The organism is Streptomyces sp. NBC_00289 (genome assembly GCF_041435115.1).
Classification (GTDB): Bacteria; Actinomycetota; Actinomycetes; order Streptomycetales; family Streptomycetaceae; genus Streptomyces.
The window spans coordinates 2,810,093-2,832,687 of the sequence record NZ_CP108046.1 but is presented as its reverse complement, the minus strand read 5'-3'; the positions used below and the strand labels follow the sequence as shown (position 1 = coordinate 2,832,687).

General features: G+C 71.3%; 21 protein-coding genes. 14 read left to right on the top strand and 7 right to left on the bottom strand.

Annotated features, from left to right (window positions below; all coding sequences use genetic code 11):
- Positions 1–188: 188 nt before the first annotated feature.
- From OG985_RS13155 to OG985_RS13140, 4 genes are all read left to right on the top strand, one after another.
- Positions 189–1,004, top strand: coding sequence for a Tat pathway signal sequence domain protein (locus OG985_RS13155; RefSeq protein WP_371668494.1), 816 nt, complete (start codon positions 189–191; stop codon positions 1,002–1,004).
- Positions 1,005–1,058: 54 nt separating this feature from the next.
- Positions 1,059–2,378, top strand: coding sequence for a copper amine oxidase (locus tag OG985_RS13150; RefSeq protein WP_371668493.1), 1,320 nt, complete (start codon positions 1,059–1,061; stop codon positions 2,376–2,378).
- A gap of 102 nt (positions 2,379–2,480) precedes the next feature.
- Positions 2,481–3,719, top strand: coding sequence for an SAV2148 family HEPN domain-containing protein (locus tag OG985_RS13145; protein WP_371674357.1), 1,239 nt, complete (start codon positions 2,481–2,483; stop codon positions 3,717–3,719).
- A gap of 115 nt (positions 3,720–3,834) precedes the next feature.
- Positions 3,835–4,560: a 3'-5' exonuclease gene (locus OG985_RS13140; RefSeq protein WP_371668492.1), complete on the top strand. Its 726-nt coding sequence runs from the start codon at positions 3,835–3,837 to the stop codon at positions 4,558–4,560.
- A 58-nt stretch (positions 4,561–4,618) separates the two neighbouring features.
- Here OG985_RS13140 and OG985_RS13135 read toward each other — a convergent pair whose 3' ends face one another.
- Positions 4,619–5,491, bottom strand: a complete 873-nt coding sequence (locus OG985_RS13135; protein WP_371668491.1) for a phosphotransferase enzyme family protein — start codon at positions 5,489–5,491, stop codon at positions 4,619–4,621.
- Between the two features lie 256 nt (positions 5,492–5,747).
- Between OG985_RS13135 and OG985_RS13130 the strand changes: the two genes are divergently transcribed.
- The 3 genes from OG985_RS13130 to OG985_RS13120 are packed head-to-tail and all read left to right on the top strand — an operon-like array spanning position 5,748 to position 8,799.
- Positions 5,748–6,683, top strand: coding sequence for a carbohydrate ABC transporter permease (locus OG985_RS13130; RefSeq protein WP_371668490.1), 936 nt, complete (start codon positions 5,748–5,750; stop codon positions 6,681–6,683).
- Complete coding sequence (locus OG985_RS13125; RefSeq protein ID WP_371668489.1) at positions 6,680–7,513, top strand: carbohydrate ABC transporter permease; 834 nt, start codon at positions 6,680–6,682, stop codon at positions 7,511–7,513. Before OG985_RS13130 ends, OG985_RS13125 begins: the two co-directional genes overlap by 4 nt.
- Entirely contained in the window at positions 7,510–8,799 is a 1,290-nt protein-coding gene (locus OG985_RS13120) for an ABC transporter substrate-binding protein (protein ID WP_371668488.1), read from the top strand. The genes OG985_RS13125 and OG985_RS13120 overlap by 4 nt, the downstream gene beginning before the upstream one ends.
- 8 nt (positions 8,800–8,807) lie before the next feature.
- Here OG985_RS13120 and OG985_RS13115 read toward each other — a convergent pair whose 3' ends face one another.
- Positions 8,808–9,734, bottom strand: coding sequence for a DUF3152 domain-containing protein (locus tag OG985_RS13115; RefSeq protein WP_371668487.1), 927 nt, complete (start codon positions 9,732–9,734; stop codon positions 8,808–8,810).
- A gap of 162 nt (positions 9,735–9,896) precedes the next feature.
- Between OG985_RS13115 and OG985_RS13110 the strand changes: the two genes are divergently transcribed.
- Genes OG985_RS13110 through mgt form a run of 4 tightly spaced genes read left to right on the top strand, consistent with a single transcriptional unit; the run spans position 9,897 to position 13,950 of the window.
- The gene (locus OG985_RS13110) at positions 9,897–10,589 is read left to right on the top strand and encodes a response regulator transcription factor (RefSeq protein ID WP_371668486.1); all 693 of its coding nucleotides are present in this window, start codon (positions 9,897–9,899) and stop codon (positions 10,587–10,589) included.
- A gap of 47 nt (positions 10,590–10,636) precedes the next feature.
- Positions 10,637–12,085 (top strand): sensor histidine kinase, encoded by a 1,449-nt coding sequence (locus OG985_RS13105; protein ID WP_371668485.1) that lies wholly within the window; start codon positions 10,637–10,639, stop codon positions 12,083–12,085.
- On the top strand, positions 12,082–12,684 hold the full coding sequence (locus tag OG985_RS13100; protein WP_371668484.1) for a hypothetical protein: 603 nt from the start codon (positions 12,082–12,084) through the stop codon (positions 12,682–12,684). Before OG985_RS13105 ends, OG985_RS13100 begins: the two co-directional genes overlap by 4 nt.
- A gap of 51 nt (positions 12,685–12,735) precedes the next feature.
- Positions 12,736–13,950, top strand: coding sequence for a macrolide-inactivating glycosyltransferase (mgt, locus tag OG985_RS13095; RefSeq protein WP_371668483.1), 1,215 nt, complete (start codon positions 12,736–12,738; stop codon positions 13,948–13,950).
- 87 nt (positions 13,951–14,037) lie between these two features.
- On the opposite strand, the gene OG985_RS13090 is transcribed toward mgt, so the two are convergent.
- Positions 14,038–16,281: an MMPL family transporter gene (locus OG985_RS13090; protein ID WP_371668482.1), complete on the bottom strand. Its 2,244-nt coding sequence runs from the start codon at positions 16,279–16,281 to the stop codon at positions 14,038–14,040.
- A 248-nt stretch (positions 16,282–16,529) separates the two neighbouring features.
- Between OG985_RS13090 and OG985_RS13085 the strand changes: the two genes are divergently transcribed.
- Genes OG985_RS13085 through OG985_RS13075 form a run of 3 tightly spaced genes read left to right on the top strand, consistent with a single transcriptional unit; the run spans position 16,530 to position 18,763 of the window.
- A complete protein-coding gene (locus tag OG985_RS13085; protein WP_371668481.1) occupies positions 16,530–17,081 on the top strand; it encodes a DUF1697 domain-containing protein in 552 nt (183 codons plus the stop codon).
- A gap of 34 nt (positions 17,082–17,115) precedes the next feature.
- On the top strand, positions 17,116–18,138 hold the full coding sequence (locus tag OG985_RS13080) for a ketopantoate reductase family protein (protein ID WP_371668480.1): 1,023 nt from the start codon (positions 17,116–17,118) through the stop codon (positions 18,136–18,138).
- Between the two features lie 25 nt (positions 18,139–18,163).
- The gene (locus OG985_RS13075; RefSeq protein WP_371668479.1) at positions 18,164–18,763 is read left to right on the top strand and encodes a TIGR03086 family metal-binding protein; all 600 of its coding nucleotides are present in this window, start codon (positions 18,164–18,166) and stop codon (positions 18,761–18,763) included.
- A 104-nt stretch (positions 18,764–18,867) separates the two neighbouring features.
- On the opposite strand, the gene OG985_RS13070 is transcribed toward OG985_RS13075, so the two are convergent.
- From OG985_RS13070 to OG985_RS13055, 4 genes are read right to left on the bottom strand one after another with little or no spacing between them, the layout of a single operon-like run.
- Positions 18,868–19,617 carry a sirohydrochlorin chelatase gene (locus OG985_RS13070; protein WP_371668478.1) on the bottom strand — a complete coding sequence of 250 codons (750 nt, stop codon included), beginning with the start codon at positions 19,615–19,617 and terminating at the stop codon, positions 18,868–18,870.
- A 6-nt stretch (positions 19,618–19,623) separates the two neighbouring features.
- Positions 19,624–20,535: an ABC transporter permease gene (locus OG985_RS13065; protein WP_371668477.1), complete on the bottom strand. Its 912-nt coding sequence runs from the start codon at positions 20,533–20,535 to the stop codon at positions 19,624–19,626.
- Complete coding sequence (locus OG985_RS13060; protein WP_371668476.1) at positions 20,522–21,307, bottom strand: ABC transporter ATP-binding protein; 786 nt, start codon at positions 21,305–21,307, stop codon at positions 20,522–20,524. Before OG985_RS13060 ends, OG985_RS13065 begins: the two co-directional genes overlap by 14 nt.
- A gap of 36 nt (positions 21,308–21,343) precedes the next feature.
- A complete protein-coding gene (locus OG985_RS13055; protein ID WP_371668475.1) occupies positions 21,344–22,456 on the bottom strand; it encodes an aliphatic sulfonate ABC transporter substrate-binding protein in 1,113 nt (370 codons plus the stop codon).
- Positions 22,457–22,595: the final 139 nt, after the last annotated feature.

The window sequence follows — 22,595 nt, the reverse complement described above, 5'->3', positions numbered from 1 at the left end:
ACTCTTTCAGCTGTAGCGCGCTGCCGGGGTGCCTTGCTTCCGAGTCTCCCCGAAAGTGATGGAACCACCTATGACTTACGTCCCTCTTACCGAACGACCAGCGCAGACGGCGTTCCCTGTGGACGCGGTATGCCGAAAAAGTGGGGCAAAACGTACTCCCGGGGATTTTGGGGGAGTAGGGGGAAGATGTGCGCAAGATAGTGCACCGCCATCTGGGCAAGGTGGTGGCCGGTGCGGCCATCGCGGTGGCCGGGACCGCCGTGATGGTCGGAATCACCCTGCCGGGCACGGCGGGGGCCGACGAGACGGGGGGCACCGGCTCGGGCAGCCGGTCCGCGTCCCAGCAGGCAGGCCAGGAGCAGGCCGCCGTTCAGCCCGGAGTGGTCGAGCAGGCACCGGCCGAGGGTGAGAAGGGCAAGGGCCGCGATCCGCTGACCGACGACGAGATCGAGCGCGTCGAGAAGATCGCCGTGAACCGGCAGCTGTTCAACTCCAGCGAGGACGTCGAGGGCGACCGCGGCCCGCAGCGGCTCGGCGTCGACCTCGCCGAGCCGCAGGACGACGAGGTGGACGACCCGAACGCGCCGCGGCGCGCCGAGGTGTCGTTCTACGACTACCGGGACGACACCCTGGTCACCAAGACGATCGACCTCGACACCGGGAAGATCGTGGAGACCGGCACCCAGCACGGCGTCCAGCCGCCGCTGAGCCGTGCCGAGAACGCCGAGGCGGCCGCCCTCCTGATCGCCGACCCGCTGGGCGCGGGCCTGCGGGCGGACTACAAGGACGCCGTCGGCAAGGAGCTCACCTCCCCGGACCAGCTGCTGCTCAACGGCGCGGTGTACCGGGCGGTGCCGGGCGCCCAGCCCGCCGTACTCGACAAGTGCGGCGAGCACCGGTGCGTACGGCTGTTCCCGAAGGCCAAGAACGGGCCGTGGATCGACGCCAGGTCCCTGGTGATCGACCTCAGCGCCCGCAAGGTCGCCCAGCTCGACCGCGGCTGAGCCGCCCTCCTTCCACTGTCCGACCTGCTTCTCCTGTAAGGGAGTCATCTCTTCATGCGCGTCAACAGAATCGGTCGTGTCCGCAAAGGGGCGGCCGTGGGCTTCTCGCTGGCGGCCCTGGCTGCCGGTGCCACGACGGGTGCGGGACCGGCCGCCGCCCAGCCGAAGGCCGCTCCCGCGGCCGCCGCCGAGTGCAGTGCCGCCTACCGGATCGAGCAGACGCTCTCCAGCGGCACGACCTGGCGGATGTGCTGGCACTACAACACCAAGGCCGGGCTGGTCCTGGAGGACATCTCCTACCAGCCCAAGGGCGAGACCAAGCCGATCAAGGTCCTCAACAGCGCCAGGCTCGGCCAGATCGACGTCCCGTACGACGACGGAAGCGTCGAGTACGACGACCTCACGGGCTTCGGCTTCGCGCAGGGCCTGATGAACCTGGCGTCGGGCGAGTGCCCCGGCGGCACCATCAAGACCGTCAAGGTCCCCGACGCCTGGGACCCGCAGCACCCGGACGTCAAGGGTCTGTGCACCACGACCCGCTCCCGCGGCCACGCCTACCGCATGCAGGGTGACTCCGCGAACAAGGTCTTCCAGGCCCAGGGCAAGGACCTGCTCGTCTACACGGTCAACCAGGTCGGCTGGTACGAGTACATGACCGAGTGGCGTTTCCAGGACGACGGCACGATCAACATGAACGTCGGCGCGACCGGCAGCCTCAGCTACGAGGACTACGACGCCGGTGACGGCCGCGGCTGGCCCATCGGCAAGGGCGCCAAGGCCTACGCCACCAGCCACAGCCACAACGTCTTCTGGCGCCTGGACTTCGGCCTCGACGGCTCCTCCAAGAACAAGGTCGAGCAGTACGACTCGAAGGTCACGGCGCCCGCCAGCGGCCAGGAGGCCCCGACCAACAAGACCACCCGGACCAAGGTCACCAAGGAACTCGCGGGCGACACGAAGCCCTACCGCTGGTGGCGCGTGGTCAGCGCGACCGGCAAGAACAAGGACGGACACGCGCGGTCGTACGAGATAGTCCAGGGGCCGACGACCCGGTACCCGGGACGCAGCTTCACCAAGCACGACGTGTTCGTCACCCAGTACAACAAGTGCGAGCAGTACGCCAGCAACAACCCGGGCAACTGTGCCGCCGGGGCGGGCAAGTCCGTCGACAAGTGGGTCAACGGGCAGACCCTCACCCACCCCGTGGTCTGGATGAACGTGGGCTTCCACCACATCGCCCGGGACGAGGACCAGCAGCCCATGCCGATCCACTGGCAGGGGTTCTCCATCGCCCCCCGTGACGTCACCGCCATGAATCCGCTCACTCCCGCCGAGCTGGCGTCGCAGAACGGACACTGGCAGCCCGGCAGTTGAGAAACGACCTGTCCATCCGGCTGCACCGCCGACCGCTCCCGGAGTACCCTTCCTTGATCGTTGGGACGGGTGAAGCTCGGGGGAGCGGAAGGCGGTGCGCGGGTGGGCTCGGGAGGGCTGGAGTTGCCCCCTGGTGACGAGGGTCACGAGGGGAACTCCGCAGACGTCCCGCCCGGCACGGTGTCCCTGGCCCGGCCGATGGACGCGGGTGCCATCGGGCCGGAGCTGGACTGGGACGCCGACGCCTGGCGCGAGGTGCGTACGCGCGCCCAGCGAGCCGGACGCGCGTACATCTGGCTGAATCTCGTCGAACAGCGGCTGCGGGCTGTCGTGGCCGCCGTTCTGCGCCCCATCTACGAACCCGTCCACGGCGACGAGTGGGTGGTCGCCGCGGCCGGCCCCGCGGGCCAGGAGTGGGTGCAGCGCGCCGTCGCCGTACGCGAAGTGAGCCGGCGCAAGGGCTACTTGCTCGACCCCGCCGACGACAACGTCCTCAGTTTCCTCACCCTGCCGCAGCTGCGCGAGCTGATGGTGCAGCACTGGCCGTGCTTCGAGCCCTACTTCGACGAGCGCCGGGACGTGGAACTCGCCCTCGACGAGCTCGAGGTGACCCGCAACGTCGTCTCGCGCAACCGGGCGCTCTCGGAGGCCGTCCTGGGCCAGGCCGAGCGTGCCTCGGCCAAGCTGCTGGACATACTCGGCACGGGCAGCGACGTGCCGTCCGCGCGAAGGCTGCCGGTCGACGCGGTCGAGAACCTCGTCGGCGACCGGTACGCGGACGTGGTCGCCGTGCACTCCGACCGGGTCCGGCTCATGCGCCAGTTCCCGGCCGAGGACATCTTCGGCAGTGCCCGCCGGCTCGACGCGATCGGCATCGGCCTCAACCTGCTCGTGCAGAACTTCTCCGGCCGGCGGCTGGTGCGGCTGGCCGAGTCCGGCTGCCGGGTACGGTTGCTGTTCCTGAACCCGGCCTCCAGCGCGGTCAAGCGGCGCGAGCGGGAACTCGGCATGAAGCGCGGTGAGTTGAGCCGCGCCGTCGAGATGAACATCCTGCACATGCGCCGGGTCCGCTCCAGGTTGCGCGACCCCGGCGCCTTCGAGATCCAGGTCTACGACGAAACCCCCCGTTTCACCGCGTACCTCGTCGACGGCGACGGCTCGGACGGCGTCGCCGTCGTGCAGTCCTATCTGCGGCGGGCGCGGGGCATGGAGGCGCCGGTGCTGGTGCTGCGCGGCGGCAGCCGCGTGGTCAAGCCGGGCGACATCGACGACAGCGGTCTTTTCCCGACATATCGCGAGGAGTTCGAGGTGGCCTGGGCGGATTCGCGCCCTGTGTCCTGACCGGCTCATGTCCCCGCTCGAGCCGGGCGGACGACAGGCGGTCGGTTGATTGTCAGTGGCACATGGGAGGGTGGAGGCCACTGGGGGAAAGCACCACCAAGAAGGGGGGCCGCCGATGGCCTGGCACCAGGAGCTGCTGGTCGGCTTCGACCTGGAGACGACCGGGACCGATCCGCTCGTCGCACGGATCGTCACGGGAGCCGTGATCGAGGTCAGGGGCGGACAGCCCATGGGACACCGGGAATGGCTGGCGGACCCGGGCGTGGAGATCCCGGCGGACGCGGTGGCCGTCCACGGGATCAGCAACGAGCGCGCCGCCGGCGAGGGCCGGCCGGCCGACCAGGTCGCCGACGCCATCGCCGATGTCCTCGTCACCTACTGGAAGACGGGCGTCCCGGTGGTCGCCTACAACGCGGCCTTCGACCTGAGCCTGCTCGCCGCCGAACTCCGGCGCCACGGACTGCCGTCCCTGCGCGACCGACTGGGCGGCGGCCTGGACCCCGCGCCGGTCATCGACCCGTACACCATCGACCGCTGGGTCGACCGCTACCGCCGCGGAAAGCGCAACCTCGAGGCAGTCTGCACGGAGTACGGAGTCGCGCTCGACTCCGCCCACGACGCCTCGGCCGACGCCCTCGCCGCGGCCCGGCTGGCCGGCGCGATAGCCGACCGCCACCCGAAGATCGCGGCCCTCGGCCCGGCGGAGCTGCACCGCCGCCAGATCGAGTGGTACGCCGAATGGGCGGCGGACTTCCAGGACTTCCTGCGCCGCAAGGGAAACCCGGCGGCCGTGGTCGACGCGGTGTGGCCGTTGCGGGAATTGGCGGACGAGCCGGCCTGAACCGCCTTCCACCCGGCGGCGCCACGGGTGGCACGGAGCGACTCCTCGCACCTGCCCCTCAGAACGGATACCAGCGCACCGTCTCGTCCCCGTCCCGCAGGGACGCCACCCGCCGCTCGAACTCGGCCCGCGCCCGGGGATTGCTCGGCGCGTGCTGGGCCACCCAGGCGCAACTGGCCGTCTCGCGGGCACCCCGCAGCACCCGGCAGCCCTCCCACTCGCGCACGTCCCACCCGTACGTCTCGGTGAAGGAGTCGTAGGCCTCGGCCGGCAGGCCGTAGCGGTCCCGGGAGAGGGCCATGACCACCAGGTCGTGCTCGCGCAGGTCGGAGGAGAAGGTCTCCAGGTCCACCAGGACCGGGCCGTCCGGGCCGACGTGCACATTGCGCGGCAGCGCGTCCCCGTGGATCGGGCCGGGCGACAACCGCGGAGTGAGCGCGGCCGAGGCCGCCGCGAAGCCGTCGCGGCGCTCGCGTAGATACGCCGCGTCCGCCGGGTCCACGGCATCACCGGCGAGCCGCAGCCAGCGCTCCACCCCGCCCAGCAGCTCGCGGGGCGGCAGCGCGAGGACGTCGGGGGAGGGGGTGGGCAACGCGTGGACCAACCGCAGCAGTTCGGCCAGATCCCGTGGTTCGGCGGGCCGTACCGCGTCGGACAGCCGGTGCCACACGGTCACCGGGTGTCCCTCGACCAGCCGTGCCCCGGGGTCCGCCGCCCGTACCGCGGGCACGCCCGCCTCGGCGAGCCACACCGCGATGGCCAGCTCGTTGCGCGCCCGGTCCAGGAGTTCGGCGTCGCGGCCCACCTTGACGACCAGGTCACCGGCGGCGAAGACCGCGTTCTCGCCCAGGGCGAGCAGCCGCGCGTCCTCCGCCGGGCCGGCCGGCACGCCCGCCGCCGCCAGTACGTCCCGCGCCCGCGCCTCGTCCATCGTCCGCCTCCCGGTCCAGGTTCGATCCGTCCCGATCCATGCGGTCCGTCCGATCGATCCGTTCGTTCCGACTGCCCGACAGATCCGGCTTGTCCCGGACCTGGGGTGACGGGTTCCCGCCATCCCTCGGCCAGTCTGGCATTCACACAGGTCGGAGCGCGTGCGCAGTGCCTTGACGAGGCACCAGGCCTTCACGACCATGACGGAGGCCCCGCCGGGCCCGGATCGTCACGAACCGCGCGAAGGAGCACACCACGTGACACTGGTGACCGCGACGAAGCGGTCGGCGCCGGACGCGCCACGCGCCGACGGGGACCGGCGGTCTCCCGGCCACGGGGCCTGGTTCCTGGTGCTGCCCGCGCTGATCCCGATTCTCCTGCTGAGCGTCGGGCCCCTGCTCTACGGGATCCTGCTGGCGTTCACCGACGCCCAGTCCGGCCGCACCGCGCCCACGCGGTGGATCGGCGCCCTCAACTTCCGGGACCTGCTGCACGACACGCTGTTCTGGGAGTCCTTCCGGATCGGGCTGGTCTGGGCCGTCGGCGTCACCGTGCCGCAGTTCCTGCTGGCTCTCGGCCTCGCCCTGCTGCTCAACGAGGACCTGCGGCTGAGATGGCTGGCCCGCGCTCTCGCGATCATTCCGTGGGCCATGCCCGAGGTGGTCGTCGGCATCATGTGGCGGCTGGTCTACAACCCCGACGCCGGCGTCCTCAACGAGACCCTCCGCGGCCTCGGCCTCGGCGACGGCCGGGACTGGCTCAGCGGTCTGGCGACCGCGCTGCCCGCGGTGATCGTGGTCGGGGTGTGGGCGGGCATGCCCCAGACGACGGTCGCGCTGCTCGCCGGACTGCAGGGCACACCGCGCGAGCTCCACGAGGCGGCCGCGATGGACGGCGCGGGTGCCTGGCGCCGCTTCCGCACGGTCACCTGGCCCGCCCTCAGACCGGTCGCCCTGTCGATCACCGCGCTCAACTTCATCTGGAACGTCAACTCGTTCGCCCTGGTCTACGTCCTGACCAGTGGCGGGCCCGGCGGCCGCACCCGGCTGCCCATGCTCTTCGCCTACGAGGAGGCCTTCCGCTACGGCCAGTTCGGGTACGCGGCGGCGATGGGATGCGTCATGGTCGCGGTGATCTCGGTACTGCTCGCCCTGTTCCTGGTGGGCCGGCTCAGGGGAGATGACGACACATGAGGACCAGCAGGCAGGCCCGTGCCGGCCAGTATCTGGCGCTGCTCGCGTATCTCGTCTTCCTCGCCTTCCCGTTCCTGTGGCTGGTCTCCACCGCGTTCAAGTCGCCGCGCGAACTGGGCAGTCTGCACCCCACCTGGATTCCGCGGCACCCCACGCTCGACAACTTCCGGCAGGCCTTCGACGAACAGCCACTGCTGCACGCCGCCCTCAACTCCCTGCTCGCGGCCCTCGCGGCGGCCCTGATCGCCGTACTCGTGGCGACTCCGCTGGCGTACGTCATGGCCCGCCACCGCACCGGGCTCGCCCGGGTGGCGACGGGCTGGGTGGTGGTCAGCCAGGCGTTCCCGCTGGTCCTGGTGATCATCCCGTTGTTCCTGGTGCTGAAGAACCTGCGGCTGATCAACTCCCTGCCGGGGCTGGTGATGGTGTACGTCGTGTGGGCGCTGCCCTTCGCCCTGTGGATGCTCGTGGGGTACGTGCGGGCGGTGCCGGCCGAGTTGGAGGAGGCCGCGGCGGTCGACGGGGCCGGGCGGGTGCGGACGCTGGTCTCGGTGACCGCGCCGCTGCTCGCGCCGGGACTGGTGGCGACGGGGCTGTTCGCGTTCATCACCGCGTGGAACGAGTTCTTCTTCGCGCTGGTGCTGCTCAAGACGCCGGAGAAGCAGACCCTGCCGGTCGTGCTCACGCACTTCATCGGTGCGGAGGGCGTGGCGGACCTCGGTCCCCTGGCCGCGGCGGCGTTCCTCGCGACGCTGCCCTCACTGGTCGTCTTCGCGGTCATCCAGAAGCGCATCACGGGCGGCATGCTCACCGGGGCGGTGAAGGCATGACGCGCACCAGAACCGGATACCTCCTGGCGCTTGTGCTGGCGCTGCTGTCGGCGGGCTGCACGGGCGCCGGCGATGACGCGGCCGGCGGCCGGATCACCCTCCGTTTCCAGTCCCTGGCCTGGCAGGAGGAGTCCGTCCGGGCCAACAAGGAGCTGGTGGGGGAGTGGAACGCCACCCATCCGGGCGTGAAGGTCGAGTACGTACAGGGGAGTTGGGACAGTGTCCACGACCAGCTTCTGACGTCCTTCGAGGGCGGTGAGGCGCCCGACATCATCCACGACGCCTCGGACGACCTCGCCGACTTCGCGTACGGCGGCTATCTCGCGGATCTGCGCGAGCTGCTGCCCGAGCGGCTCAAGGCGGACATCCCGCAGCGCAGTTGGCGGGCAGCCACCTTCGGGGACGGGATCTACGGGGTGCCGTTCCTCCAGGAGCCGCGCGTGCTGATCGCCAACGCGACCTGGCTGAGGAAGTCGGGCGTGCGGATCCCGACTCCCGAAAAGCCGTGGAGCTGGGCGGAGTTCCGGCGGATCACCAAGGAGCTGAGCGGCCCGGGCAGGTACGGGGTGGCCTGGCCGCTCAAGGAGCCGGTCTCCGCCACGCTCAACCTGTCGCTGTCGGCCGGTGGGCAGTTGTTCCACCGGGGCCCGGACGGCAGGGTGACCGTTCGCTTCGAGGCGGCCGACGAGGTGGTGCCGCGCACCGTGCACGACCAGGTCGGCACCGACCACAGCGCACCGGGCTCGACGCTGGGCAGCGGCGGGTCGGACACCCTGCCCGGCTTCTTCGGCGGCAGGTACGCGATGGTCCCGCTCGGGTTCTCCTACCGCCAGCAGATCGTCCAGCAGGCGCCGGAGGGGTTCGACTGGCAGGTGCTGCCCGCTCCGGCCGGCGCCGACGGTCTCACCCAGGGCGTCAGTCCGCAGACCCTGTCCGTCGCCGAGGACAGCCCGCACAAGAAGGCGGCCGCCGAGTTCGTCGACTTCCTGCTGCGGCCCAGGAACATGGTCCGGCTGGCCCTCGGCGACTGGATGCTGCCCACCGGCACCCGGGCGCTCCGGGACCCGGCCCTGCACACCACGAAGGACGGCTGGGCCACCGGCACCGCACTCGCCGCCCGGCTGCGGCCGGCGCCCGCGCAGTCCGTCCGCGGCTACCCGGAGTGGAAGGACAAGGTCGCCACGCCCGCGTTCCAGGAGTACTACAGCGGGGCGATCGGGCTCGACACCCTGCGCGAACGCCTGGAGAAGGACGGGAACCTGGTGCTGGCGCGGTATCAGCGGTGAGGGCGGGCTCAGGACACGGCGGGACCGGTCAGGAGCCGCCCCCTGTCGTCGTAGGGCCAGACGTTGGGCGCACAGCCGTGCATGCCCTTGATCTGCTGCATCATCGCCGGGGCCGGTTTCCCGGGGCCGGGGCAGTCGACGTGGCCGTGGCCGAGGAAGTGACCGACCTCGTGGTTGATGATCAGCGCCCGGTAGGCCCTGACGTCCTTGGCGTAGACGGGCGTCGCCAGTTCCCAGCGCTTGAGGTTGACCATGACGTTCTGCTCGACGCTGCAGTTGACCTCGCCGCCGGTGTTCAGCCCGTACCGCCCGCAGATCTTGTCCACGGTCGCGGGTGTCGCGACCCGGACGGCGAAGTCGGTGGCGCCCTTGGAGACCCGCCGGAACGCCGAGTGGCCGTCCGCCGTCCAGCCGCGTGAGTCACCCAGGACGATCTCCACCTGCCGGGCCACGTCCGCGGAGGACAGGTCGATGCCGTCCTCGACGTCCACCCGGTAGCGCAGGACCCGGCCCTTGCCCACCTTGGCGCTGGAGCCGGACGCGGTGGTGAAGGTGCCGGGTCCCGAGGTCGGGATGTCCTTCTCCGAGGGGCGGGAGGGGTCGCCGGACGTGCTGGGTGGGGCGGAGGGGCTGTGCGTCGGCCGGCCGGGGGACGGACCGGCCGACGCGGATCCGGTGGGCGTGGGGCGCCCGGTGGAGTGGGCCCCTGGCCCGGCCCCGCCCGCCGCGGTGCCGTCGGAGGCGGCCGCTCCGGCCGCGGCCTTGCCCGCACCGCCCCCGGACGTCCACCCCACGGCCGCGAAACCGACGGCGCTCAGGACGGTCAGCGCGGCCAGCCCTCCCCACAGCGGCCCTCTCCGGCCGCGCGCGGGACCGTGGACGGGGCCCCTCCGACGGCGGCGGGCCGGGGAGGACTTTGATCGATGTGCGGTCATGGTTGATCAGAATGTGAGCGTGATGTGATCGCACTTGGCTCAAGCGGTCACGAATCGGTAACGGCTCCTGGGCCAGGGTGCGTGCCGCCCCGGCGTGCCGCGGCCATATGATCATCCGGTAACAGTGCCCCGGGCGGCGTGAGGCGTACGGATACTGAGCGCATGCCACGTGTTCTGCTGATCGAAGACGACCGTGCCGTGCGGGACGGTGTGACGCTCGCGCTGCGCCGTCAGGGCCATGAGGTCGCCGCCGCCGAAACCGGCGAGGACGGGATGAACCGGCTGCGCTCCTTCCGGCCGGACGTCGTGGTGCTGGACCTGATGCTGCCCGGCATGACCGGCCTCGACGTGTGCCGCGGGATGCGCGCGCTGGACCAGACGCTGCCGATCATCATGGCGACCGCGCGCGGCGACGACGAGGACATCGTTGTCGGCCTGGAGGCGGGAGCCGACGACTACGTGGTCAAGCCGGTGCGGGCGCGAGTGCTGGAGGCCCGTATCCGCGCCGTCCTGCGCCGGGCGGCCGGAGTACCCGCCGACGCCGGCATACCGAAGATCGACACGCACGGCGACCTGGCCATCGACCGGGCCGGCCTCGCGGTCGCCTGGCAGGGGGCCCCGGTCCCCCTCGCCCCGTCCGAACTACGGCTGCTGCTGACCCTGTCCGCCTCACCCGGCCAGGTGTTCAGCCGGCAACAACTCCTCGAAGCGGTCTGGGAGCACAGCTTCCACGGCGACGCCCGCCTGGTGGACGCCTGCGTCAAACGGCTGCGCGGCAAGCTGGGCGAGCCCCCGCGGGAGCCCCGCTACATCCAGACCGTGCGCGGCTTCGGCTACCGGTTCACGTCCCGGTGAAGGGCCTGAGACCCCGGGTCAGGGTCCCGCAACTACGCGGCCTGCGCATGCGGTTGGTGGTGGCGTTCGCGCTCGTCGCCGCGCTGACCGCCACCACCACCGGTGCGCTGACCTTCCGGGAGGCGCGCACCGGGGTGCTCCAGCAGAGCCAGGACGCCGTGATCAAGCTGCTGCGCACCCAGGTGTCACGGCTCGCCTCCGGCCTCGCGTTCCCGCCGGGCCGGGCGGAGCTGCGCCGCTTCGCGGCCGACGTGGCCAAAGGGGAGCCGTCGGGCACCTGGCGCGTGCTGGCCGCGTACCGTGAACTGAGCGCCACGTCCGTCCCGGACGACCCGTTCGAGGAGCTGACGCCCGCCCTGCGGGAGGCCGTGGGCTCCAGTCCGGCGACCGTCTTCCAGCGGGTGACCAGCGCGGACCACACCTCACTCGTCGTCGGGATGTCGGTCATCTACATCGCTCCCGCGGAGGCGGGCCGGCCCGTCTCCGGGGTCCGGGTGTTCCTGACCGTGCCGCAGACCACCGAACTGGCCTACGTCGACGCCCTGGTGGAGGCGGTGTGGCGGGCCGCCGTGCCCGCCCTGCTCCTCGCCGTGCTGCTCGCGCTGCTCGCCGCTCGGGGCGTGCTGCGGCCGGTGCGCGCGTTGCGGTCCGCGACCCGCAACATCGCCGAGGGCCGGCTGGACACCCGGCTCGCCGTCAACGGCTCCGACGAACTGGCCGAGTTGTCGCACACGTTCAACGAGACGGCCGCCGCCCTGGAGGAGTCGGTGGCCGAACTGCGCGGCATGGAGGTCAGGGCCCGCCGTTTCGCCGCGGACGTCTCGCACGAGCTGCGCACCCCGCTGGCCGCCATGGCGGCGGTCACCGACGTCCTGGACGAGGAGGCCGCCCGTCTCGACCCCGACACCGCGACGGCGGTCCGGCTGATCAGCGAGGAGACCGTGAAGCTGGCCCGTCTGGTGGACGACCTGATGGAGATCTCCCGCTTCGACGCGGGCGCCGCGGTGCTGCACCTCGACGAGATCGACCTCGCCGAGTCCCTCCGCCGTACGCTCGCCTCCCGCGCCTGGACGGACACGGTCGAGGCCCGGCTGCCGGAGCCCGACGCGCTGCGCGGCCGCGTCGACCCGCGCCGCCTCGACGTCGCCGTGGCGAACCTGGTCGGCAACGCCCTGCGGCACGGCGCCCAGCCGGTGCTGGTGCGCCTGTACGAGGACGAGGGGCCCGGCGCCGGCCGGCGGGCGGTCATCGAGGTGCTGGACAGCGGACCCGGCATCCCGGCCGGCGTACTGCCCCATGTCTTCGAGCGCTTCTACAAGTCGGACACCGCCCGGACCCGGACCGAGGGAAGCGGACTGGGGCTGGCGATCGCCGAGGAGAACATCCGTATCCACGGCGGCACGGTCCGGGCCGCGAACCGGCCGGAGGGCGGCGCCGTGTTCACCGTGGAACTCCCGCTGCGGCGGGACGAGCCGCAGCGGGAGGGCCGGTCGTGAGGACCCCGCGCCGAGGGGCGCTGCTGTGCGCCGTGGCGCTGTGCGGGCTGGTCTCCTGTGGCATTCCCGCGACCGGGGTGGTGGAGGCGGGGGGACCGGCCGAGGGGATCGTGCCGACGGTACGGGTCTACTTCGTCAGGGACGGTTCCCTGGTCGCCGTCGCCCGCAGGATCGACGCGCCCGTCGAGGTCCGGGCCGCCGTGGAGCAGCTGCTGCTGGGCCCGACGCGCGCGGAAAGCACGAAACGCCTGGTCACGCTGCTACCACCACCCATCTCCGCCGCGACGACCGCCCCGAGTCCCGCGCCCGGCACGACCTCTCCCGCCGAATCCGCCACGGCCGATCCCGACGAGGGGCGGGATTCGGCCGCCGTGAAGGTGACCACGAAGGGCGACGCGGTGTCGGTCGAACTCCCCGCGGTCGTGAAGGAGTTGAACCGTCTGGCGGTGGCGCAGCTGGTCTGTACGGCCGTCGAGGCGCAACGCACCGCCGAGGCGGCGACCGGGCCGGCGACCGCGGCGGCGACCGTGACCGTCACGGTGACGAACGCCCTCGGCCGGAGCGTCGAGGGTTCCGGCGAGGACTGTCCGGACTCCTGATCGCACCTATTCGGTTGCACGAGACGTATCGTCTTGCCTAGCGTCGGTGTCATGACCAGTCGCCCCGCCCACATCGCCATGTTCTCCATCGCCGCCCACGGCCATGTGAACCCGAGCCTCGAAGTGATCCGCGAACTGGTGGCGCGCGGCCACCGGGTGACGTACGCGATCCCGCCGGTGTTCGCGGCCGAGGTCGCCCGGACCGGAGCCGAGGTGAAGACCTGGCACTCCACGCTGCCCGGGCCCGACGACGACCCGGAGGCCTGGGGCAGCACGCTGCTGGACAACGTGGAGCCGTTCCTGGCCGACGCGATCCAGGCGCTGCCACAGCTCGTCACGGCGTACGAGGGGGACGAACCGGACCTCGTGCTGCACGACATCGCCTCCTACCCGGCCCGCGTGCTGGCGCACCGCTGGGGCGTGCCCGCGGTCTCCCTGTCGCCGAACCTCGTCGCCTGGGAGGGCTACGAGGAGGAGGTCGCCGAGCCGATGTGGGCGGAGCCCCGGAAGACCGAGCGCGGCCGCGCCTACTACGCCCGCTTCCACGCCTGGCTGGAGGAGAACGGGATCACCCGGCACCCGGACGAGTTCGCCGGCCGCCCCGACCGCTCGATCGTGCTGATCCCCGGAGCGCTCCAGCCGCACGCCGACCGGGTCGACGAGAGCGTCCACCGTTTCGTCGGCGCCTGTCAGGGGGACCGTGCGTCCCAGGGGGAGTGGAAGCGCCCCGCCACCGCCGCGAAGGTGGTCCTCGTGTCGCTCGGGTCGGCCTTCACCAGGCAGCCGGGTTTCTACCGCGCGTGCGTCGAGGCGTTCGCCGGCCTGCCGGGCTGGCACCTGGTGCTGCAGATCGGCAAGCACGTTCACCCCGCCGAGCTGGGTGACGTACCGGCGAACGTCGAAGTCCACTCCTGGGTCCCGCAGTTGGCGGTCCTCCGGCAGGCCGACCTCTTCGTCACCCACGCCGGCGCCGGCGGCAGTCAGGAGGGCCTGGCCACCGCCACCCCCATGGTCGCCGTACCACAGGCCGTCGACCAGTTCGGCAACGCGGACATGCTCCAGGGCCTCGGAGTGGCCCGGCACCTGCCCACGGCGGAGGCGACCGCCGAGACGCTGCGCGCGGCCGCCCTCGCCCTCGTCGACGACCCGGAGGTGGCCCGGCGGCTCAGGGACGTCCAGGCGGCGATGGCCCGCGAGGGCGGTACCGCGCGGGCGGCCGACCTCATCGAGGCCGAACTGCCCGATCGGCGGCCGGAGCGGGCATGAGAGAGGGCCCGTTGGCTCCCCCGGAGACCAACGGGCCCTCAGTTCAGGGGAGGGACGCGGACGCGTCCCTCCGGCCCGCGGGCGGGATCAGACCTTCAGCGGCTCACCCTCGTCGTTCCGTACCGTGGGCGCGATGGCCTCCGGCGCCTCGTCGTGCGTCAGGTCCGGCAGCCGGTGCAGCCACTTCGGCAGGTACCAGTTGCGCTCGCCGAGCAGCGCCATCACCGCCGGGAGCAGCACGCCCCGGATGATCGTCGCGTCGATGAGCACCGCGGCCGCGAGGCCGACACCCATCTGCTTCATGGACTGCATGGACAGCGTCCCGAAGATCGCGAACACGGCGACCATGATGACCGCGGCGCTGGTGACCACACCTGCCGTGGTGACCACCCCGTGCTGGATCGCGTCGTTCGTCGTACGGCCCCGCAGGCGCGCCTCACGGATCCGCGAGACCACGAACACGTGGTAGTCCATCGACAGGCCGAACAGGATCACGAAGAGGAACAGCGGCAGCCAGGTGATGATGGCGCCGACGCCCTCCGCGCCCACCAGGGACGCGCCCCAGCCGTGCTGGAAGACGGCGACGAGGATGCCGTACGCCGCGCCCACCGACAGCAGGTTGAGCACGATCGAGGTGATCGCGATCGTCAGCGAGCGGAACGAGAGCAGCATCAACAGGAAGGCGAAGACCACGACGAACGCGAACACCGGGACGACGGCTCCGGCCAGCTGGTCGTTGAAGTCCTGCGAACCGGCCACCTGTCCGGTGATCGGGGCCTCGACGCCGTCGACCGTGCCGAGGGTGGCCGGCCGTACCTCGTCGCGCAGTTTCTCCAGGCTCGCGCCCGCCTTGTCCAGGTCGGAGCCGCCGACCAGCGGGACGTACACGAAGGCGATGTTCTGCGCGTCGTGCAGCTTGATCTCGACCGGTCCGCGCGAGGCGCCCGAACTGATCGCCCGGTCACGGAAGTCGGCGAGCGCGGACTTCACCTCGGGTGCGTTGATGTCCTTCGCGCTGACGACCACCTCGGCCGGCTCGGAGCCGCCCGGGAAGGCGTCGTTGACACGGTTGTAGGTGCCCACGATGGGCAGCGAGTTGCCGAACTCCTGGTCCAGCGTGAGGTTCTGGGTCTTCATACCGACCGCGGGAGCGGCGATCGCCAGCAGCGCGCCGGCCGCCACCAGGACGGAGACCAGGGGCTTGGCGAGGACGCCCTTGAGGACGGCCGTCCAGAACCTGCTCTCCGTGGTGGCCTTCCGGCGCCGCTTGAGGAACGGCAGGCGACCCCGCTCGACCCGCTCGCCCAGCAGCGAGAGCAGCGCCGGCAGCACGGTCACCGATCCGACCATGGCGACCGCCACGACCATCAGCGAGGCCAGGCCCATCGCCTCGAACTCGGCGAGCCCGGTGAACAGCATGCCGGCCATCGCCACGCACACCGTGACACCGGAGACGACGATCGCACGGCCACTGGTCGCGGCGGCGATCCGCAGCGCCGTCTGCGGGTCCCGGCCCGCCTCGCGCTCCTCACGCTCGCGGCGCAGGTAGAACAGGCAGTAGTCGACACCGACGGCCAGACCGACCAGGAGCATCACGGAGTTCGCGGTGTCACTCATCGGCATCACATGGCTGACGACGCCCATCAGGCCCATCGTCGCCATGATCGCGGTGACCGCCAGGGCCACCGGCAGCAGTGCCGCCACGAGCGCGCCGAACGCGATGAGCAGAATGCCCAGGGCCACCGGTACGGCGGACAGCTCGGCCTTCTGGAAGTCGTCCCCGAACGCGTCGTCGAACGTCTTCATCATGCTGGCGCCGCCGATCTCCTCGATCCGCAGCGACCCGTGCGCCTTCTGCACCCCCTCGACGGCCTTCAGCACCGGCTCGACCCGCTCGCCCGCGGTGTCCGCCTCGCCGCGCATGTCGAACTGCACCAGCGCGCTGCGGCCGTCCTTCGAGATCGTCTTCGTGTCGTAGGGCGAGGTGACGTCCGTGACCTTGCCGGTCTTCTCGACCGCCCGCACGACCGCGGTGACGGCGGACCTGAACTCGGCGTCGGAGGAGGTGACGCCCGCGCCCTTCGCCTGGACCAGCACCGTCTCACTGGCCGGCTCGTCGATCCCGGCATCCTCGATGATCTTTGCCGCGGTGTGCGTCTCGCCCTTCAGCTGGTCGCTGTCCTTGACGTCGACCCGGCCCGCCGCCGAACCGAGTCCCATCGCCAGGACGACGAACAGCACCCAGATGCCGACCGCCGCCCAGCGGTGCCGAGCGCTCCAGCCGCCGGCTCGGGCAGCTATGCCCCGTACCCGCGTATTGCCGTTCCCCATGACGGGCCTGCCCCCTTGTGTGCCGTGACAGCCCCCTGCCGCCACTTCCACTTCGAAGGTATGGGTCTGATAAAGCCATCTCCTCGTGCTGTCCGACGAACTGCCCGGGCCGCGGCTCATCCCCTCGGACCCCGCCCTCTCACCACTGGGGAGGACGCTGACCCCTTACATCTATCCGGCCGCCTCGGGGACGCTGATCAGGGTGCCCGGTCCGCCGGCGCGGGCCCCGGCCGCTCTATGGTGAGTGGATGACGACGACGTACGCGGCGCTGTTGCGCGGGATCAACGTGGGTGGCAACAAGAAGGTCCCCATGGCCGAACTGCGCGCGGTCATGCAGACCCTGGAATACGACGACGTACGCACCTACCTGCAGAGCGGCCAGGCCGTCTTCGCGAGCGCCCACGGCGACGAGGAGTCCCTGGCCGGCGAGCTCCGGCAGGCGATCGAGAAGCGCTTCGGTTTCACCGTCGACGTCATCGTGCGCGACCACGTCTACCTGAAGGCGATAGCCGAGGAGTGTCCCTTCCCGGCCGCCGACCTGGAGCCCAGACAGCTCCACGTCACGTACTACTCCGAGCCCGTCGACGCCGAGCGGTTCGCGGGCATCGACCGGGCCGCCCACCTTCCGGAGGACTTCAGGCTCGGCGACCGCGCGCTCTACCTGTACGCGCCCGACGGCCTGGGCCGCTCCAAACTCGCCGAACAGCTCTCCAAGCCCCGGATCACCAAGGGCCTGATCGCCACCAGCCGCAACTGGAACACCGTCCTGAAGCTCGTGGAGATGACCCGGCCCGTTTGATGGCGCGTACACACGCCTGTGGGAGGCTCCTCCCATGCGCTACATCATCATCGGAGCAGGGGCGGTCGGCGGCACCATCGGCGGACGGCTCGCGGGCTCGGGCCACGAGGTCGTCCTGGTCGCGCGCGGCGCCCAGTACGCGGCGCTGCGGGACGGCGGACTGCGGCTGACCGTGCCCGACGGGGAGTTCACCCACCGACTGCCGACGGTCGACGGACCGGGCGCGCTCGGGACGTTGCGGAGCGACGACGTCCTCGTCCTCGCCGTCAAGACGCAGGACAGCGAGGCCGCCCTCCAGGCGTGGGGGCCGGCGCCGGTCGAGGGCGGGGGCATCGCCGCCGAGCGGCTGCCGCTGCTGTGCGCGCAGAACGGCGTGGAGAGCGCACGTCTGGCCCTGCGCCGCTTCCGGCGGGTGTACGGCGTCTGCGTCTGGCTGCCCGCGACCTACCTCGAACCGGGCGCCGTCAGTGCCACGGGCACCCCGCTCACCGGCATCCTCCACCTCGGCCGTACCCCCGGCGGCACGGACGAGACCGCCCGGCTGATCGCCGCCGACCTGGAGAAGTCGAGGTTCGAGGCGCCGGTCGTGCCGGACGTGCAGCGCTGGCAGTACGCCAAGCTGCTGTCCAACCTGGGCAACGCCGTCGAGGCCGTGACCGGGCCGGTCGACGGCGAGGAGGCGGCGGCGCTGAACGCGCGGGTGCGGGCGGAGGGCGAGGCCGTGCTCGCCGCTGCCGGGATCGCGTACGCGAGCGCCGAGGAGCAGCGGGCGGCGCGCGGGGACAAGGTCACGCTGGTCCCGCCGGACGGCCCGGCACGCGGCGGGGGCTCCTCCTGGCAGTCCCTGGTCCGCGGCACCGGCACGATCGAGGCCGACCACCTCAACGGCGAGATCGTCCTCCTCGGTCGCCTGCACGGCGTACCGACCCCGCTGAACGAGCTGTTGCAGCACCTCGCGAACACCTTCGCGCGGGAGCGGCGGCCGGCCGGCTCGATGCCGGTGGACGAACTGCTGCGGCTGGCCGACGAGGCTGTCGCGTTTCTTCAAGAGTCCTGAGCGGCGGCCTCCCTAGCGTGAGGGCATGAACAAGGACGACCTGTACCCGTATCTGACCGAATGCGCCGCCGAGGCGGCGCGCGTCGCCCGCGGTGTCACGGCGGCACAGCTCGGCGACCCGACCCACTGCCCCGACTGGGACGTCCGCGCCCTCGTCAACCACTGGGTCCTGTACACCTCGCACGGCCTGGAACACCGGGCCCTGCGCAGGCAGCTGTCCGAGGAACTCACGGCCCGGGACTTCACCGCCGACCCGGACTGGGCCGAGGCCTACGCGGCCCAGCTGGACCGCGCGGTCGCGGCCTGGGCGGACCCCGGGGCGTGGGAGGGCGAGGTGGACCTGGGCATGGCGTCGATGCCCGCCGCCGAACTCCTCTCGATGATCATCAAGGAACTCGCGGTGCACGGCTGGGACGTCGCCACGTCCACCGGCCAGGAGTTCCACGTGTCGGAAGGCGCGGCCCGCCTCGTCCTCGACGTGGTCGAGACACACGGCGACCTCTACCGCCAGTACGACGGTTTCGCCGCCCCGGTACCCGTGCCGGCCGACGCCCCCACGTTCGAGCGCGCCCTCGCGGCCAGTGGACGGGACCCGCGCCCGGCCGGGGCAACCCTCGGCCCGTAGTCGCCCCCGACCCGAAGAGCCGAAGGACGGCTTCGACACACCCGTCGCTGGACCCCCCGATCGTCGGGGACGCGCGGACGTGGGCCCGCTGACGGGCCGTACCGTCAGGCGCCGACCGCCGCGAGCACCGGCGCCCGCGCCGCGTCGTAGCGCCGGAGCAGTACCCGCGCCACCTCCGGCGCCGCACCGAGTACGTCGGCGACCACGTCCGCGTCGGCCGCGCCCCGGGCGATGCGGTCCGGGAGGAAGCCCGGGGCCAGGACGTAGGGCGCGACGGCGACACGGGAGCAGCCGAGCGCCCGCAGTTCGCGGACCGCGTCCTCTGTGCGGGGGAGGGCGGCGGAGGCGAACGCGGGCCGCACGGCGCGCCAGCCGGTGCGCCGCCACTCCCGCGCGAGGCCGTCGATCACGGCGATCGCCTCCGGGTCGGTGGAGCCCGCCGAGGCCAGCACCACACCGGTCGACGGCTTGTCGGCCGGCGTCAACCCCGCCTCGTACAGCCGGCGTTCGAGCGTCGACAGCAGCAGCGGCGACGGGCCGAGCACCTCCGCCTGCCGGATGCGCAGCCGCGGCGGCGCGTCCCGCAGTACGGCGGGGATGTCCGCCTTGGCGTGGAACGCGCGGGTCAGCAGCAGCGGAAGGGCCACCACGTCACGTACGCCTTCCGCCGCGAGGGACTCCAACACCCCCTGCACGGAGGGAACGTTGAAGTCCAGGAAGCCGGTCTCCACACGCAGCCCGGGCCGCAGCGACCGTACCCGCCGCACCAGGGCGTGCACGGTCGCCGCGTGCCGCGGGTCGCGGCTGCCGTGGGCTATCACCACGAGGACGGGACGAACCGGCTTGTTGTTCATGGGACTTCAGCTCTTCACCAGCAGACCGCGGCCGCGCAGCACCCGCCGCTCCAGCGGACTGAAGATCAGCAGGTCGATGGCGATACCGACGAACAGGATCAGGAAGATGGCCTCGAACACCATGGGCATCGAGCTGGCGTTGCGGCCGTTCTCCAGCAGTGCGCCCAGGCCGATGCCCAGGTCCGGCGAGGAGGCGATGATCTCCGCCGCCATCAGCGAGCGCCAGGAGAACGCCCAGCCCTGCTTCAGACCCGCGAGATAGCCCGGCAGCGCGGCCGGCATGACGATGTGCCAGGCGCCCTTCAGCCCCGTCGCACCCATCGTGCGGCCCGCCCGCAGATACAGCGGCGGCACCTGGTCGATGCCGGAGACGAGACCGTTGGCGATGGACGGGACCGCGCCTAGCAGGATCACCGCGTACATCATCGAGTTGTTCAGACCGAGCCAGATCACGGCCGGCGGCACCCACGCCACCGACGGCAGCGACTGCAGACCCGACAGCACCGGACCGATGGCCGCGCGCACGAACTTCACCCGGGCCACCAGCAGGCCGAGCGGAGTGCCGATGGCCAGCGCGAACAGGAAGCCGAGCAGACCGCGCGAGACGCTGGTCCAGATGTAGCCGAGGAGCTTGCCCTCCAGCCAGGCGTCCTTGAACTCGCCGCCCACGTCCGCCGGGGAGGGCAGCTTGGTGGGATCGTCGACGATCTTGAAGGAGATCAGCGCCTGCCAGACGACCAGCACGACGACGACCGCGACGATCGGCGGAAAGATCTTCTCGCGGAAGGTCTGCCGGAAGGGCGTCCGAGCCCCGGCCGAGCTCTCCAGCGCGTCGAGGCCCGCCTCCAGGCCGCCGAGGCCGGAGCCGTCCTTGACGGGAGCGTCCGCCGGCGTGTCGGTGGTCTCAGTGCTGGCCATGACGGCGGATCTCCCCACGCAGTTCTTCGGTGATCTCGAGTGACAGCTCGGCCACGGGGGCGTCCTCGATGCGACGCGGCTGCGGAATGTCCACGGTCCACTCGCGCGCCACCCGGCCCGGCCGGGAGGACAGCAGCACCACACGCTGCGCGAGGCGGACCGCCTCCCGCACGTTGTGCGTGACGAACAGGACCGACACACCGGTCTCCGTCCAGATCCGGGTCAGCTCGTCGTGCAGCACGTCCCGGGTGATGGCGTCCAGCGCCGCGAACGGTTCGTCCATCAGCAGCAGCCGGCTGTCCTGCGCGAGCGCCCGCGCCAGTGCCACGCGCTGGCGCATGCCGCCGGACAGCTCGTGCACCCGCTTGCCGTACGAGCCCTTCAGCCGGACGAGTTCGAGCAGCTCCTCGGCCCGGCCGCGCCGCTCGTTCTTCGCCACCCCGCCCAGCCGCAGGGCGAGTTCGATGTTCCTGCCCGCGGTCAGCCACGGGAAGAGGGCGTGCTCCTGGAACATCAGGGCCGGGCGCCCCTGGGTCGTGATGCTGCCCGAGGACGGGTCGTCCAGACCCGCCACCAGGTTGAGCAGCGTCGACTTGCCGCACCCCGAGGCCCCCAGGAGGGTGACGAACTCACCCGGCGCCACATCCAGCGTGATGTCGTCGAGGACGAGCTGCTGTCCGGCCGGCCCGCCGAAGGACTTCGAGACGTGCTCGATGCGGGCGGCATGCTCCACCGACGTGATGTCGTCGGCCTTGGCAAAGGTTGTCGCCATGGTCGTCACCTCCTGGGAACTCATCGGTGTCCGGGCTTACTTGACGCCGAGACCGGCGTCGTCGACCTTGCTCTCGCCCGCGGCCGCGAGGACCTTGTTCAGGAGCGTGAGGTCATAGATGCCGTCCAGCTTCGGGTTTTCCAGCAGACCGGCCTTGACCGCGTGCTCCGCCTCGGTGTTGAGGGTGGAGGCCAGCGGGTCGTTGGTGATCTGGATGGACTTCCACGCCGGGTCCAGGACCTCCGCCGGCAGCGCCTTGCCGGAGTCCGTCTCCAGCTGCTTGTTCGCCGCGGCCTTCGCCTCGTCCGGGTTGGCGTTGATCCACTTGTTGGTGTCGACCGAGGCCTTCAGCACCGCCTCGACGGCCTTCGGGTGCTCCTTGAGGAACTTCTGCGACACGATGATGTTCGTGATCACGAACTTCTTGTCCGGCCACAGGTCCGCCTCGTCGAGCAGCACCTTCGCACCCTCGGCGACCAGCTTGGACGCGGTCGGCTCCGGCACCCAGGCGCCGTCGATGGAACCGGCCTTGTAGGCGTCCGGGGTCACCTTGTTGTCGGTGCGGACGACCGAGACGTCACCCTTGCCGCTCTCCGCGTCGACCTTCCAGCCCTGGTCCGCGATCCAGTTGAGGAACGCCACGTCCTGCGTGTTGCCGAGCTGCGGGGTGGCGATCTTCTTGCCCTTGACGTCCTTCAGGGACTTGATCTTCTTCGGGTTGACCACGAGCTTCACGCCGCCGGAGGCCGAGCCGCCGATGATGCGGAGGTTCTTGCCGTCCGACTTGGTGTAGCCGTTGATCGACGGGGAGGGGCCGATCCAGCCGATGTCGATGGCACCGGAGTTCAGCGCCTCGATCTCGGAGGGGCCGGCGTTGAAGATCTGGTACTTCGCGGCGGTGGCGCCGAGCTCCTTCTGGAAGAAGCCCTTCTGGTTGCCGACCAGCGCGGTGGCGTGGGTCAGGTTGCCGAAGTAGCCGATCTTCACGGAGTCGAGTCCGTCGATCTTCTTCGACCCGGCGGCGACCTTCGCGTTCGAGTCGGTGTCCTTCGAGTCCGACCCGTAACCGCAGGCGGCGAGCGTCAGAAGGGGGAGTGCGGCGACCACGGCGATGCCACGGCGAAGGAGAGTGGAGCGGTTGACAGGCACGGGAGGTGTTCCTCTCGTTGGCCCGGCGGTCACGGTGTTTCAGGTCGTGGCCGGGAGGTCGGCAGGTCTTCGTCGCAACCGGGACGTCGGGTGGGGGGACAGGGCGCGCAAGCGGTGCGCGTACGTCATCGCGCACATC

Excerpts from the sequence above, each read along its gene's own strand:
- OG985_RS13075 (WP_371668479.1), top strand. The coding sequence starts at position 18,164 with ATGAACAAGGACGACCTGTACCCGTATCTGACCGAATGCGCCGCCGAG.
- OG985_RS13110 (WP_371668486.1), top strand. The coding sequence starts at position 9,897 with ATGCCACGTGTTCTGCTGATCGAAGACGACCGTGCCGTGCGGGACGGT.
- OG985_RS13120 (WP_371668488.1), top strand. The coding sequence starts at position 7,510 with ATGACGCGCACCAGAACCGGATACCTCCTGGCGCTTGTGCTGGCGCTG.
- OG985_RS13065 (WP_371668477.1), bottom strand. The coding sequence starts at position 20,535 with ATGGCCAGCACTGAGACCACCGACACGCCGGCGGACGCTCCCGTCAAG.
- OG985_RS13105 (WP_371668485.1), top strand. The coding sequence starts at position 10,637 with ATGCGGTTGGTGGTGGCGTTCGCGCTCGTCGCCGCGCTGACCGCCACC.
- OG985_RS13090 (WP_371668482.1), bottom strand. The coding sequence starts at position 16,281 with ATGGGGAACGGCAATACGCGGGTACGGGGCATAGCTGCCCGAGCCGGC.
- OG985_RS13150 (WP_371668493.1), top strand. The coding sequence starts at position 1,059 with ATGCGCGTCAACAGAATCGGTCGTGTCCGCAAAGGGGCGGCCGTGGGC.
- OG985_RS13140 (WP_371668492.1), top strand. The coding sequence starts at position 3,835 with ATGGCCTGGCACCAGGAGCTGCTGGTCGGCTTCGACCTGGAGACGACC.
- OG985_RS13085 (WP_371668481.1), top strand. The coding sequence starts at position 16,530 with ATGACGACGACGTACGCGGCGCTGTTGCGCGGGATCAACGTGGGTGGC.
- OG985_RS13060 (WP_371668476.1), bottom strand. The coding sequence starts at position 21,307 with ATGGCGACAACCTTTGCCAAGGCCGACGACATCACGTCGGTGGAGCAT.
- OG985_RS13070 (WP_371668478.1), bottom strand. The coding sequence starts at position 19,617 with ATGAACAACAAGCCGGTTCGTCCCGTCCTCGTGGTGATAGCCCACGGC.
- OG985_RS13135 (WP_371668491.1), bottom strand. The coding sequence starts at position 5,491 with ATGGACGAGGCGCGGGCGCGGGACGTACTGGCGGCGGCGGGCGTGCCG.
- OG985_RS13115 (WP_371668487.1), bottom strand. The coding sequence starts at position 9,734 with ATGACCGCACATCGATCAAAGTCCTCCCCGGCCCGCCGCCGTCGGAGG.
- mgt (WP_371668483.1), top strand. The coding sequence starts at position 12,736 with ATGACCAGTCGCCCCGCCCACATCGCCATGTTCTCCATCGCCGCCCAC.
- OG985_RS13125 (WP_371668489.1), top strand. The coding sequence starts at position 6,680 with ATGAGGACCAGCAGGCAGGCCCGTGCCGGCCAGTATCTGGCGCTGCTC.
- OG985_RS13080 (WP_371668480.1), top strand. The coding sequence starts at position 17,116 with ATGCGCTACATCATCATCGGAGCAGGGGCGGTCGGCGGCACCATCGGC.